Source organism: Streptomyces spiralis (assembly GCF_014654675.1).
Classification (GTDB): domain Bacteria; phylum Actinomycetota; class Actinomycetes; order Streptomycetales; family Streptomycetaceae; genus Streptomyces; species Streptomyces spiralis.
This window is the reverse complement of record NZ_BNBC01000028.1, coordinates 49,035-62,293: the sequence shown is the minus strand read 5'-3', so window position 1 is coordinate 62,293 and position 13,259 is coordinate 49,035. Positions and strand designations below refer to the sequence as shown.

The window sequence follows — 13,259 nt, the reverse complement described above, 5'->3', positions numbered from 1 at the left end:
CAGGCAGGAAACGCGCCCTTTCTACCTTCGGGCTCAGTCAGTCGATGACAGTCGACGGCCAGACCGAGCACCCGGAGCCCGTGGAGGCGTGATGACAGCTCCAGCCCCAGCCCCGCCCCGTCGCAGTGGCCGCTGGATCGAGCACTGGGACCCGGAGGACAAGGGGTTCTGGGAGGCGAGCGGGGAACGGATCGCCAACCGGAACCTCTGGTTCTCGGTCCTGTCCGAGCACATCGGCTTCTCGGTCTGGACCATGTGGTCCGTCCTGGTGCTCTTCATGGGCCCGGAGTACGGCCTCACTCCCGCCGACAAGTTCCTGCTGACCTCGGTGGTCACCCTCGTCGGCGCCGTCGTGCGCGTCCCCTACACCTTCGCGGTGGCCCTCTTCGGTGGCCGGAACTGGACGATCGTCTCGGCGGCCCTGCTGCTCGTCCCGACGATCGCGGCCTTCGCGGTCATGCACCCCGGCACCTCCTTCTCCACCTTCCTGTGGGTAGGCCTGCTCGCCGGCATCGGCGGCGGCAACTTCGCCTCCTCCATGACCAACATCAACGCCTTCTTCCCGCTGCGCAGGAAGGGTTGGGCGCTGGGCCTCAACGCCGGCGGCGGCAACGTCGGCGTGGCGGCGATCCAGCTGGTGGCGCTCGCGGTCATCGGGGCGAGCGGCGGACCGCGCGTCCTGCTGGGCATCTACATCCCGCTGATCGTCGTGGCCGCCGGGTGCGCCGCGCTCTTCATGGACAACCTGGCGACGGTGAAGAACGACACCGGCGCCGCGAAGGACGCCGCGAAGGACGCCCACACCTGGATCATGTCCTTCCTCTACGTCGGCACCTTCGGCTCCTTCATCGGCTACAGCTTCGCCTTCGGCCAGGTGCTGACGAACCAGTTCGGCCGGACCCCGCTCCAGGCGACCTACCTCACCTTCATCGGCCCGCTGCTCGGCTCGCTGGTCCGGCCCGTCGGCGGTCGGCTCGCGGACCGGTACGGCGGCGCGCGGATCACCCTCTGGAACTACGTCGCCATGGCCGCGGCGACCGCCGCCCTGGTCGTCGCGAGCCTGAAGCAGTCGATGCCGCTGTTCGTGACCGTCTTCATCGTCCTGTTCGCGCTGAGCGGCCTCGGCAACGGCTCGACGTACAAGATGATCCCGGGCATCTTCCAGGCCAAGGCCCTGGCCAAGGGGCTCGAAGGGGAGGCCGCCATGGCCCACGGCCGCCGTCTCTCCGGCGCCTCCATGGGCCTGATCGGCGCCGTCGGCGCGCTCGGCGGGGTCGGCATCAACCTCGCCTTCCGCCAGTCCTTCCTCTCCTACGGCTCCGGCACCGGCGCGTTCGTCGCCTTCCTCGCCTTCTACGGCGTCTGCTTCGCGGTGACCTGGGCCGTATACCTTCGCCGCGCGGCGGGGCAGGCTGTGACTACGGTGGCAGCGGAGACGAAGCCGCAGCTCAGCTATGCCGAGGTGTGACGTAACACCGGTGCAATGAAGCCGAACCGAGCCTGTCACGCGCCGTTGACAGGCTCGGTGGCGGCGTGCCGGTCAGCTAGGAGAGCGAGCACATGTACGACGAAGAGCACCAGGCCGAACGGTCCGAGCACGGGCCGCTCGCCGGATTCACCGTGGGCGTGACCGCCGCGCGCCGGGCCGACGAGCTGGGCGCCCTGCTCCAGCGGCGCGGTGCCACCGTCCTGCACGCTCCGGCCCTGCGCATCGTTCCGCTCGCCGACGACGGGGAACTCCTCGCCGCCACCAAGGAGATCATCGACCAGGTGCCCGACGTGGTGGTCGCCACCACCGCGATCGGCTTCCGCGGCTGGGTGGAGGCGGCCGAGGGGTGGGGGCTCGGCGAGGCGCTGCTGACGCAGCTGCGCCGGACCGAGCTGCTGGCGCGCGGGCCCAAGGTGAAGGGCGCGATCCGGGCCGCCGGGCTGACCGAGGAGTGGTCCCCGTCGTCGGAGTCCATGGCAGAGGTGCTCGACCGGCTGCTCGGGCAGAGCGTGGACGGCCGCCGGGTGGCCGTACAGCTGCACGGCGAACCGCTGCCGGGGTTCGTGGAGGCGCTGCGCGCCGGCGGAGCGGAGGTGGTCCCGGTGCCGGTGTACCGCTGGCTGCCTCCGGAGGATCCCGGTCCGCTGGACCGCCTGCTGGACGCCGCCGTCTCCCGCGGCCTGGACGCGCTCACCTTCACCAGCGCACCGGCCGCCGCGTCCCTGCTGGCACGGGCCGAGGAACGGGGACTGCTGCCCGAGCTGCTCACCGCGCTCGGCCACGACCTGCTGGCGGCATGCGTCGGCCCCGTCACCGCGGTGCCGTTGCAGGCGCACGGCATCGACACCGTGCAGCCGGAACGGTTCCGGCTGGGCCCGCTGGTGCAGCTGCTGTGCCGCGAACTTCCGGCCCGCGCCCACCCGTTGCCCGTCGCCGGTCACCGGCTGGAGATCCGCGGCCACGCGGTGCTGATCGACGGCGACCTGAAGCCCGTACCGCCGGCCGGCATGGCCCTGCTGCGCGCCCTGGCCCGGCGCCCCGGCTGGGTCGTCGCCCGCGCCGACCTCCTGCGCACCCTGCCGGGCGCCGGCCGCGACGAACACGCGGTGGAAACGGCGATGGCCCGCCTGCGCACGGCGCTCGGGGCACCGAAGCTGATCCAGACGGTGGTCAAGCGGGGCTACCGCCTGGCCCTGGACCCGGCGACGGAGGAGAAGTACGCGGAGGAGTAGGGACGGAGACGCGGGCTCGGGGGACCTCGCCGGTACGAGGGGTTCCGGACGCGGGAGCGGGCAGGCACTGTGGGAGGTGAAGGTTCCCTGTCCTAGGCGGTGACAGGCACATGGCACTGGGTACGGCCACGATCCCGTACGAGCTGCGCTTCGACGCCGGGCGGATCTGCCTGGATCTCCTCGCCACCACCCATCCCGGCGAACGCCTGGACTCCCCGCCCGCACTGTGTGCCTGGATCACCGGCTCAGGACTGGTGCCACCGGGCACGGCCCTGACGCACACCGACGCCTCCTGGGCACCCCGCTTCCACGGACTGAGGGACGACGTGGGGAAGTTGGTGCGCGCGCACCTCACGGGGGACGTCCGTCCCCACGACCTCGCGCTTGCCCGCGTCAACGACCTCGCCCGCCCCGCACCGCCCGCTCCCCGCGCCGTACGCGACACGGACGGCACGCTGGTACGCGCGCTGGCCGACCCTCCCGACTGCGCGGCACTGCTCGCGGCCGTCGCCCGGGACGCCCTGGACCTGCTCACCGACCCCGTGGCCCGGGCGGCCCTGCGCCAGTGCGCGGGCGACAACTGCCCGATCGTCTACCTGGACGCCTCCCGTGGCCGCCGCAGGCGCTGGTGCTCCAGCGAGGTCTGCGGCAACCGCGAACGAGTGGCCCGCCACCGCCGCCGCGCGGCCATCGCCCGCGCCTGAGGGGCGCGCTCGACCACGTCGGAGAGCCGCCCGCTTGTCGAACGTGATCGGTGGAGGTGGCTGGTTCCGTCGGTGCCCGGTCCGCTGCAGGCCGACATGGTGGTGGACACGGTGCCCTGGCCCCAAGGCAGTTGGAAGAGCTCCATGGCTCACTGACCGAGACGCCGGGTCTTCTTCGCTTCCGCCTTCGCCCTGCAGCGCGAGTGCCTTCCGAGAGTCGCCGTAGAACCACCATGTGTACCCGGTGATCACAGTCCAGAACACGGCAAGCACGATGACCACCACGGAAGTCAGGACGCGGAGGGTGAGACCGTGGCGAACAAGCCGGACTTCGGCGTGTTGTTGACCCGACTCATGAACCACCGCCGGGTGGACGTCGCGTGGCTGTCCTCGGCGTCCGGTGTCCCGGAGGCGGAACTCCGCTCGGTGGTGTCCGGCAGGGCGCCGTCGGCTGCGCAGCTCGACAAGCTCGCTCCCGCGCTCGGGTTCCACGCCGCAGACCTCCATGTGATCGCCGACGTCCCGGTGCCGGAAGTCCTCCCACCGCGGGGGTCGGCCGCCGGGTCCGCGGTCGTGGCCCTTGTCCGGATCGCGATGGCGCTGCCGCCGGAGCAGAGAGCCCTCGTCCAGCGGCTTGTCGATCAAATGCCGCTGGAACTCGAAGAACCTTCGTCCGCTCCGCCGTACGTCTTCGACCAGCACGAGGCGGGCTTCGGCGCGATGCTCGTCAACCTGCTGTGCGGCAACCGGAATCTGCACTCCGTGGCCGCTGTGGCCAGGGTCCTGGCCCTGCTGACCGAAGGCCGTGTGTACCTGGCCGCCTCCACGATCGGCGGCATCGGACGGGGCCGGGTTCCGCTCACCGCGGAGCGGGTGGAGGGCTTCGCGACGGCTCTCGGTATCCCGGCTGGTGACCTCGCCGCCATCACAGGCGTCGAACTCGGGGAGGCGTCGCGGCCCTGCGATCCGCTGGCGGCCGAGATGGCGGGGCTGGTCTGGAAGTGCCGGTGCCTGACCGCGGCTCAGGTCGGTTACGTGCGCGACGAAGCCGAATCCATGCTCGTAGCAGTGCCCGACGATGCCCCTGACGAAGCCTGGAATCGCGTCCGTCAGCGCCACGGGAGATGGTGGGGTGCGCCGAGGCGGTGAAGGGCAGCCCGCCTCGGTGGTCCTGCCCAGCTGCGTGTGATTTGGGCAACACCTCGTTTGGACGGCGGAGGGCGCGGGCAGCGCGGCTCGACCCGTCGGTGTGGCGGAAACGTAAAGGGTGGGTGGGGGGAATGTGCTCCCATGTCCTCTCTCGTCACGTCGACTCGAAGAAAACCGTGGGCTCGCTTTGAACGCGGGGCGTTCCGTATCCGTACCCGTGCACGAGCGACCGACTGGGGGAACCCCCGGACACCGGAGGTGGGCGTGCGCAAGGATGCGGCCGTGGCCAATGAACGTGGATCGAGGGCCCGACATCGCATGTCCTCACAGCCCTCGGAACCTGACGAGGAGCTGATGCGCGCGCTGTACCGCGAGCACGCCGGTCCCTTGCTCGCGTACGTCCTCAGGCTGGTCGCCGGAGACCGGCAGCGCGCCGAGGACGTGGTGCAGGAGACGCTCATCCGTGCCTGGAAGAACGCCGGCCAGCTCAATCGAGCGACCGGTTCGGTACGCCCCTGGCTGGTGACGGTCGCCCGGCGCATCGTCATCGACGGCCACCGCAGCCGGCAGGCCCGGCCGCAGGAGGTCGATCCGTCGCCGCTGGAGGTCATCCCCGCGGAGGACGAGATCGACAAGGCGCTGTGGCTGATGACGCTGTCGGACGCGCTCGACGACCTGACCCCGGCCCACCGGGAGGTCCTCGTCGAGACGTACTTCAAAGGGCGTACCGTCAACGAGGCGGCCGAGACGCTGGGCATACCCAGCGGCACCGTCCGCTCCCGGGTGTTCTACGCCCTGCGTTCGATGAAGCTGGCTCTGGAGGAGCGGGGGGTGACGGCGTGATGAGCATCTACGGGGGAAACCAGGGATTCGGCCCGGGTGGTTCGGGTATGTCAGGGTCCATGCAGGGATCACCGGCCCCGAACGAGCACGAGACCGTCGGCGCCTACGCCCTCGGAATTCTCGACGACGCCGAGGCAACCGCTTTCGAGGCACACCTCGCCACCTGCGAGTGGTGCGCCCAGCAGCTCGACGAGCTGGCCGGGATGGAGCCGATGCTGGCCGCGCTCGCGGACCTGCCGGGCGCCGGCACCCCCGCGATCGGCGAGTCCCTGTCGGCGAAGCCCAGTCCGCGGCTGGTGGAGAAGCTGGTCGACGAGGTCTCCGAGCACCGCGCCCGGAAGCGCCGCAAGGGCTTCTACCTGGTCGCGGCGGCCGCGGCGCTGATCATCGGCGGCCCGCTGACGGTGTACGCGGTCAGCGGTTCGGACGGCGGCTCCACGCCCACGGTGGCCGCGAACCCCGCGAAGGCCGCCTTCGACACCATGTCCGACAAGGTGACGGCCACCGACCCGGCCACGCACGTCACCGCGACCGTCGCGCTGGAGAAGAAGGACTGGGGGACCAACGCGGTCCTGCAGCTGAAGAACGTGACCGGCCCCGAGCGCTGCTCGCTCATCGCCGTCGGCAAGAACGGCGAGCGGGAGACGATCACGTCCTGGTCCGTTCCCGGCTGGGGCTACGGCGTTCCGAACGCCAAGACCGAGGAGGCCAAGAACCCCCTCTACATCCGCGGCGGAGCGGCCTTCCAGCCGAACCAGATCGATCACTTCGAGGTCATGACCTTCGACGGCAAGCGACTGGTCCAGGTGGACGCCTAGGCCCTGTCGTCAAACTCCCGTCTGCCCCGCGACGCCATGCACGCCCCCCTCGCCGCACCGGGCGCAGACCCAAGTACGTCCAAGTACGTGGGCCCGCGCCCGGCACGCCGAGAGCACGCACCTGACGCCGCAGGGCCGCCCTTCGGGCGGACGACGGGAGTTTGACGACAGGACCTGGCGAACGGCCAGAGAGGTGCCCGGGCCGCCGCCCGGCTTCCGCCGACGGGTCCCCTTCGCGTACGGTTGACGGCTGCCCAGCACGTCAGAAGGGGGCCCGGTGGCCGCTCAGGCTCAACAGGATTCCGCGGTCGAATCGGTTCACGGCGCAGGCCACGGCGCGGCGCAGGACGCCGCGCAGGACTCGGTGCGCGACCAGGAGATCCGCGGCGAACAGGAACACCTGGACCGGGTGTACCGCCGGCTCGAGGAGAAGATCCACGAGGCGGAGTTCCTCATGCACGACGCGGCCAAGCGCGGCCAGGTCGGCACTCCCGGCGCGCTCGCCGAGCGCGACGCGCAGGTCTTCCGCGCGGGCATCCACCTCAACCGGCTGAACAACGAGTTCGAGGACTTCCTCTTCGGCCGTATCGACCTGCTGCTCGGCAAGGACGGCAAGAAGGGGCCCGACGGCGCCTACACGGCCGTGGAGCCCGCCGAGGGCGCGGTGCGCGAGGACAACACCGCCGACATCGCCGAGACCCTGCACATCGGCCGGATCGGTGTCCTCGACGAGGACTACTCCCCGCTCGTCATCGACTGGCGGGCGCCGGCCGCCGCCCCGTTCTACCGCTCCACCCCGGTCGACCCCGGCCGGGTCGTCCGCCGTCGTGTGATCCGCTCCAAGGGGCGGCGCGTGCTCGGCGTCGAGGACGACCTGATGCGGCCCGAGCTGACGGCCTTCCTGGACAGCCGGGAGCTGCCCGTCATCGGCGACGGCGCGCTGATGGCCGCGCTCGGCCGCGCCCGCACCCACACCATGCGGGACATCGTCGCCTCCATCCAGGCGGAGCAGGACCTGGTCATCCGCGCGCCCGCCGCCTCGGTGACGTACGTCGAGGGCGGCCCGGGCACGGGCAAGACGGCGGTCGCCCTGCACCGGGCGGCCTACCTGCTCTACCAGGACCGGCGCCGCTACGCGGGCGGCATCCTGATCGTCTCGCCGACCCCGCTCCTCGTGGCGTACACCGAGGGCGTGCTGCCTTCCCTCGGCGAGGAGGGCCAGGTCGCCATCCGCGCGATCGGCTCGCTGGTCGAGGGCACCGAGGCCACGCTGTACGACTCGCCGTCCGTGGCCCGGGCCAAGGGCTCGTACCGGATGCTGAAGGTGCTGCGGAAGGCGGCGCGCGGCGCGCTTGAGCTTGGTCCCGGCGCGGGCGCGGCGGCCGGTCCGGTGGCGGCCGCGGCCGCCGCGGCGGGGCAGCTCGCCCTCGGTGACGACACGGACGGCGACGCCGCCCCGCAGACCCCCGCCGGGCCGCCCGCCCGGCTGCGGGTGGTCGCCTTCGGGCGCCGGCTGGAGCTGGAGGGCGGGGAGCTGGACCGCATCCGGCGCACCGCCCTCGGCGGCACCGCGCCGGTCAACCTGTTGCGCCCGCGCGCCCGCAAGCTGCTGCTGGACGCCCTGTGGGAGCGGTCCGGCGCCGGCGCCCGGCACACCGACCCCGAGCTGGCCGCCGAGCTGCGCTCCTCCTTCGACGAGGACGTGACGAGCGAGGACTCCTTCACCGCCTTCCTGGACGCCTGGTGGCCCGAGCTGACCCCGCGCGCCGTGCTCGCCGCCATGGCCGACGAGCGGCGCCTGGGCCGCTGGGCGCGCCGGGTCCTCAACCCCGGTGAGGTGCGCAGGGTCGCCCGTTCGCTGAAGCGGGACGGGTACTCGGTGCACGACATCGCGATGCTCGACGAGCTCCGGGCGATCCTCGGCACCCCGGCCCGCCCGAGGAAGAAGCGCGAGCTGGACCCGCTGGACCAGCTCACCGGCCTGGAGGAGCTCATGCCGGTGCGCGAGGAGTCGCAGCGCGAGCGGGCCGAGCGCCTCGCGCAGGAGCGCACCGAGTACGCGCACGTCATCGTGGACGAGGCGCAGGACCTCACGCCCATGCAGTGGCGCATGGTCGGCCGTCGCGGCCGGCACGCCACCTGGACGGTGGTGGGCGATCCGGCCCAGTCCTCCTGGTCCGACCCGGACGAGGCGGCCGAGGCCCGTGACGAGGCCCTGGGCACCCGCCCGCGCCGCCGCTTCGAGCTCACGGTGAACTACCGCAACCCGGCCGAGATCGCCGAGCTGGCCGCGAAGGTGCTCGCCCTTGCCATGCCCGGCTCCCGGGCCCCGTCGGCGGTGCGCTCCACGGGCGTACAGCCGCGCTTCGCGGTCGTACGGGACTCGGTGGCGAGCACCGTGCGTCAGGAGGCCGAGCGGCTGCTGGACCGGGTGGACGGCACGGTCGGCGTGGTCGTCGCGATGAACCGGCGCGAGGAGGCCAGGCGCTGGCTGGCCGGCCTCGGGGACCGGGTCGTGGCCCTGGGCAGCCTGGAGGCGAAGGGCCTGGAGTACGACGCGACGCTGGTCGTCTCGCCCGCGGAGATCGCCGACGAGTCGCCGGCCGGCCTGCGGGTGCTCTACGTCGCCCTGACCCGGGCCACCCAGCAGCTGACGGTGGTCTCGGGGGAGCGGGACGAACCGGACGCGGCCGGGGTGCCGGACCTGCTCAGGGACTGATCGGGGGAACCCGCCCGGGACTGATTCCGCCGGAAGCGGGAGCTACGGGAATGGCCCCGCGGCATCTGTTTGTTAGCCTTGACCGTGACACCGGCTCGATCCAAGCCCCCGGGCCCAACCTTCGTCCCTTCGAGGGACCACTTGCCGCGAGGCGAGCATGGCGGGTCGGTGTCATGAACGTGTGAGAGGCCCACGTCACCGAGTGACGTGGGCCTCTTTCTTTGTCCGATCCTTTCTCGTATGGTGGAAGTCGTTTTCCGAAAGCGCGCGCTCCTCCGTGAACAAAACGTCCGCAATCCGGGGCGACTACCACGTACTCAGGGGTAGGTGCGACGATCGGACGGCTACAACTCGCGACACGGTGAAAGCAGAGGAAGTCGGCCATGGCAACGGCGCCCAGCGTCTCCTACTCGATGACCATCCGGCTGGAGGTGCCCGCGAGCGGAACCGCCGTCTCGCAGCTCACCACCGTCGTGGAGTCCTCCGGAGGCTCGGTCACCGGCCTCGACGTCACCGCGTCCGGCCACGAGAAGCTCCGTATCGACGTCACCATCGCGGCCACCTCCACCGCGCACGCCGACGAGATCGTCGGGAAGCTGCGCGGCATCGAGGGCGTCACGCTCGGCAAGGTCTCCGACCGTACGTTCCTGATGCACCTCGGCGGCAAGATCGAGATGGCGTCCAAGCACCCCATCCGCAACCGTGACGACCTGTCCATGGTCTACACGCCGGGTGTGGCCCGCGTCTGCATGGCGATCGCCGAGAACCCCGAGGACGCCCGCCGCCTGACCATCAAGCGCAACTCCGTTGCGGTCGTGACGGACGGCTCCGCCGTGCTGGGCCTGGGCAACATCGGCCCCAAGGCCGCGCTGCCGGTCATGGAGGGCAAGGCGGCCCTCTTCAAGCGGTTCGCCGGCATCGACGCCTGGCCGATCTGCCTGGACACCCAGGACACCGACGCGATCGTGGAGATCGTCAAGGCGATCGCCCCCGGCTTCGCCGGCATCAACCTGGAGGACATCTCCGCGCCCCGCTGCTTCGAGATCGAGGCCCGGCTGCGCGAGGCCCTGGACATCCCCGTCTTCCACGACGACCAGCACGGCACCGCGATCGTCGTGCTCGCCGCCCTCACCAACGCGCTGCGCGTGGTGGACAAGCCGATCGAGAACGTCCGGGTCGTGATGTCCGGCGCCGGAGCCGCCGGTACGGCCATCCTCAAACTGCTGCTCGCGGCGGGTGTGAAGAACGCGGTCGTCGCCGACATCCACGGTGTGGTGCACACCGGCCGCCATGATCTGGTCGACGCCGCCCCCGAGTCGGCGCTGCGCTGGATCGCCGACAACACCAACCCCGAGAACCTCACCGGCACCCTGAAGGAGGCCGTGCGCGGCGCCGACGTCTTCATCGGCGTCTCGGCCCCGAACGTGCTCGACGGCGAGGACGTGTCCGCCATGGCCGACGGTGCGATCGTGTTCGCGCTCGCGAATCCCGACCCCGAGGTCGACCCGGCAATCGCCCGGCAGACGGCCGCAGTTGTGGCCACCGGCCGCTCCGACTTCCCCAACCAGATCAACAACGTGCTGGTCTTCCCGGGCGTCTTCCGCGGCCTGCTGGACGCCCAGTCCCGCACCGTCAACACCGAGATGATGCTGGCCGCCGCGCAGGCCCTGGCCGACGTGGTCACCGAGGACGAGCTGAACCCGAACTACATCATCCCGTCCGTCTTCAACGAGAAGGTCGCCGGCGCCGTCGCCGGAGCGGTGCGCGAGGCCGCCAAGGCGGCCGGGGCGGCACCGGTGAGCAGCAGCCCGACCAGCGTCGTCTGAGCACCTGCTCTGAGTACCTCTTCGGGGCACCTGCTCCGAGCATCACTTGACAAACGGGTCATACTGACTGAAAACAGGCGTCCGGGGGCGGCGGCTCCCGGACGTGACGATGGCCACGGTGGGCCTGAAACCGGCGCGTCGCCGATCGCGTTGTCAGTGGCGCGTTTTATCGTGGCCGCCAGGCGCAGGCCCTCTTTTCGTGTGACTCCCAAGGGTGTTCTCACGACTCCTACGGGTGCCGGATTGGCTTTCCCGCCGCAGGTGGGGGCAGGATGCCTCCCTGGGCGCGAGGGTCTGACGAGGGACCCGGGTCCGGGGACCGATCGAGGACCCTGGCAGCATCGGCTTCGCTGGCCCAACATGCGGCTTGGCCGCGTGGCACGCCTCAACGGCAAGAAGAACACGGGAGTAACAACATGAACCGCAGTGAGCTGGTGGCCGCGCTGGCCGACCGCGCCGAGGTGACCCGCAAGGACGCCGACGCCGTGCTGGCCGCGTTCGCCGACGTCGTCGGCGACATCGTCTCCAAGGGGGACGAGAAGGTCACCATCCCTGGCTTCCTCACCTTCGAGCGCACCCACCGTGCCGCTCGCACCGCCCGCAACCCGCAGACCGGCGAGCCGATCCAGATCCCGGCCGGCTACAGCGTCAAGGTCTCCGCGGGCAGCAAGCTCAAGGAAGCCGCCAAGGGCAAGTGACCTTGCCGTTGGTACGCCTCGGGACGGCGTACGCGGCCCGCTAGGTCCGGCATCGACGTCAATGGGGCGGCCCCCTTCACCGGGGGCCGCCCCATCGTCGTACGCGCCTACAGCCGCGGGTGAGCGCTGCCGTCGTACGTCCGCCGTGAGCGCTGCGTACGACGGCCTGTGGCGACCGCTAGCCGAGTGCCTGGCCCGGCAGCTCGACCTTCGCGCCCAGTTCCACGAGCTTCTCCATGCTGTGCTTGTCCGGGGGATGACCCCCGGGCCCCCAGCCGGAAGGCGCTCGCTCAGCCGGAGTGGCGCGGCTGAGGGCCGTCAGCCGAGCGCCTGGCCCGGCAGCTCGACCTTCGCGCCCAGTTCCACGAGCTTCTCCATGAAGTTCTCGTAGCCGCGGTTGATCAGGTCGATGCCGTGGACCCGGGAGGTGCCCTGGGCGGCCAGGGCGGCGATCAGGTAGGAGAAGCCGCCGCGCAGGTCCGGGATGACCAGGTCGGCGCCCTGGAGCCGGGTCGGGCCGGAGACGACGGCCGAGTGCAGGAAGTTGCGCTGGCCGAAGCGGCAGTCGGAGCCGCCCAGGCACTCGCGGTAGAGCTGGATGTGGGCGCCCATCTGGTTCAGCGCGGAGGTGAAGCCCAGACGGGACTCGTACACCGTCTCGTGGATGATCGACAGGCCGGTCGCCTGGGTGAGGGCGACCACCAGCGGCTGCTGCCAGTCGGTCTGGAAGCCGGGGTGCACGTCCGTCTCCAGTGCGATGGACTTCAACTGCCCGCCGGGGTGCCAGAAGCGGATGCCCTCGTCGTCGATCTCGAAGGCCCCGCCCACCTTCCGGTAGGTGTTCAGGAAGGTCATCATGGACCGCTGCTGGGCCCCGTGGACGTAGATGTTGCCCTCGGTCGCCAGCGCCGCCGACGCCCAGGAGGCGGCCTCCAGACGGTCCGCGAGCGCGCGGTGGGTGTAGCCGCCGAGCTTGTCCACACCGGTGATGCGGATGGTGCGGTCGGTGTCGATCGCGATGATCGCGCCCATCTTCTGCAGGACGCAGATCAGGTCCTCGATCTCCGGCTCGACCGCCGCGTTGGACAACTCCGTGACGCCCTCGGCGAGTACGGCCGTCAGCAGCACCTGCTCGGTCGCGCCGACGGACGGGTAGGGCAGCCGGATCTTCGTGCCGCGCAGCCCCTTGGGCGCCTCCAGGTACTGGCCGTCGGCCCGCTTCTCGATCACCGCGCCGAACTGCCGCAGCACGTCGAAGTGGAAGTCGATGGGCCGGCCGCCGATGTCGCAGCCGCCGAGGCCGGGGATGAACGCGTGGCCCAGCCGGTGCAGCAGCGGGCCGCAGAACAGGATCGGAATGCGGCTGGAGCCCGCGTGGGCATCGATGTCAGCCACGTTCGCGCTCTCCACCCGGGTCGGGTCGAGCACCAGCTCGCCCGGCTCCTCACCCGGACGGACCGTCACCCCGTGCAGCTGCAGCAGACCGCGTACGACCCGCACGTCACGGATGTCCGGAACGTTGCGCAGCCGACTTGGCTCACTGCCCAGCAGAGCGGCGACCATGGCCTTGGGCACGAGGTTCTTCGCACCGCGGACACGGATCTCGCCCTCCAGCGGGGTGCCGCCATGGACAAGCAGGACATCGTCGTTGACGCTCATGTATCTCGCGTTCCGATGAGGTGGGCAGGGGGGTGGCCGGGCGCGGCCGATCACTTCGGTCAGGGCCGGGGAAGACAGAGTAATCGCCGTACACCCCCCTGAAGTAAGCCCGAGGACCGCCC

General features: G+C 71.1%; 10 protein-coding genes. 9 read left to right on the top strand and 1 reads right to left on the bottom strand.

Annotated features, from left to right (window positions below; all coding sequences use genetic code 11):
- Positions 1 to 91 precede the first annotated feature (91 nt).
- The 9 genes from IE318_RS26470 to IE318_RS26430 all read left to right on the top strand — a co-directional run bounded on the left by IE318_RS26470 (position 92) and on the right by IE318_RS26430 (position 11,478).
- Complete coding sequence (locus IE318_RS26470) at positions 92 to 1,468, top strand: nitrate/nitrite transporter (protein ID WP_189904296.1); 1,377 nt, start codon at positions 92 to 94, stop codon at positions 1,466 to 1,468.
- Positions 1,469 to 1,560: 92 nt separating this feature from the next.
- Positions 1,561 to 2,721: a uroporphyrinogen-III synthase gene (locus IE318_RS26465; protein WP_189904294.1), complete on the top strand. Its 1,161-nt coding sequence runs from the start codon at positions 1,561 to 1,563 to the stop codon at positions 2,719 to 2,721.
- Between the two features lie 110 nt (positions 2,722 to 2,831).
- Positions 2,832 to 3,425, top strand: a complete 594-nt coding sequence (locus IE318_RS26460) for a CGNR zinc finger domain-containing protein (RefSeq protein ID WP_189904292.1) — start codon at positions 2,832 to 2,834, stop codon at positions 3,423 to 3,425.
- A 312-nt stretch (positions 3,426 to 3,737) separates the two neighbouring features.
- On the top strand, positions 3,738 to 4,574 hold the full coding sequence (locus IE318_RS26455) for a hypothetical protein (protein ID WP_189904290.1): 837 nt from the start codon (positions 3,738 to 3,740) through the stop codon (positions 4,572 to 4,574).
- Positions 4,575 to 4,832: 258 nt separating this feature from the next.
- Positions 4,833 to 5,417 carry a sigma-70 family RNA polymerase sigma factor gene (locus tag IE318_RS26450; RefSeq protein ID WP_030167252.1) on the top strand — a complete coding sequence of 195 codons (585 nt, stop codon included), beginning with the start codon at positions 4,833 to 4,835 and terminating at the stop codon, positions 5,415 to 5,417.
- Complete coding sequence (locus IE318_RS26445) at positions 5,417 to 6,235, top strand: anti-sigma factor family protein (protein ID WP_308438597.1); 819 nt, start codon at positions 5,417 to 5,419, stop codon at positions 6,233 to 6,235. Before IE318_RS26450 ends, IE318_RS26445 begins: the two co-directional genes overlap by 1 nt.
- A gap of 277 nt (positions 6,236 to 6,512) precedes the next feature.
- Positions 6,513 to 8,954 (top strand): HelD family protein, encoded by a 2,442-nt coding sequence (locus tag IE318_RS26440; RefSeq protein WP_189904286.1) that lies wholly within the window; start codon positions 6,513 to 6,515, stop codon positions 8,952 to 8,954.
- A 383-nt stretch (positions 8,955 to 9,337) separates the two neighbouring features.
- The gene (locus IE318_RS26435; protein WP_030167261.1) at positions 9,338 to 10,780 is read left to right on the top strand and encodes an NAD-dependent malic enzyme; all 1,443 of its coding nucleotides are present in this window, start codon (positions 9,338 to 9,340) and stop codon (positions 10,778 to 10,780) included.
- 416 nt (positions 10,781 to 11,196) lie between these two features.
- Positions 11,197 to 11,478 (top strand): HU family DNA-binding protein, encoded by a 282-nt coding sequence (locus tag IE318_RS26430; RefSeq protein WP_003990598.1) that lies wholly within the window; start codon positions 11,197 to 11,199, stop codon positions 11,476 to 11,478.
- 318 nt (positions 11,479 to 11,796) lie between these two features.
- On the opposite strand, the gene murA is transcribed toward IE318_RS26430, so the two are convergent.
- Entirely contained in the window at positions 11,797 to 13,137 is a 1,341-nt protein-coding gene (gene murA, locus IE318_RS26425; RefSeq protein WP_189904284.1) for a UDP-N-acetylglucosamine 1-carboxyvinyltransferase, read from the bottom strand.
- Positions 13,138 to 13,259: the final 122 nt, after the last annotated feature.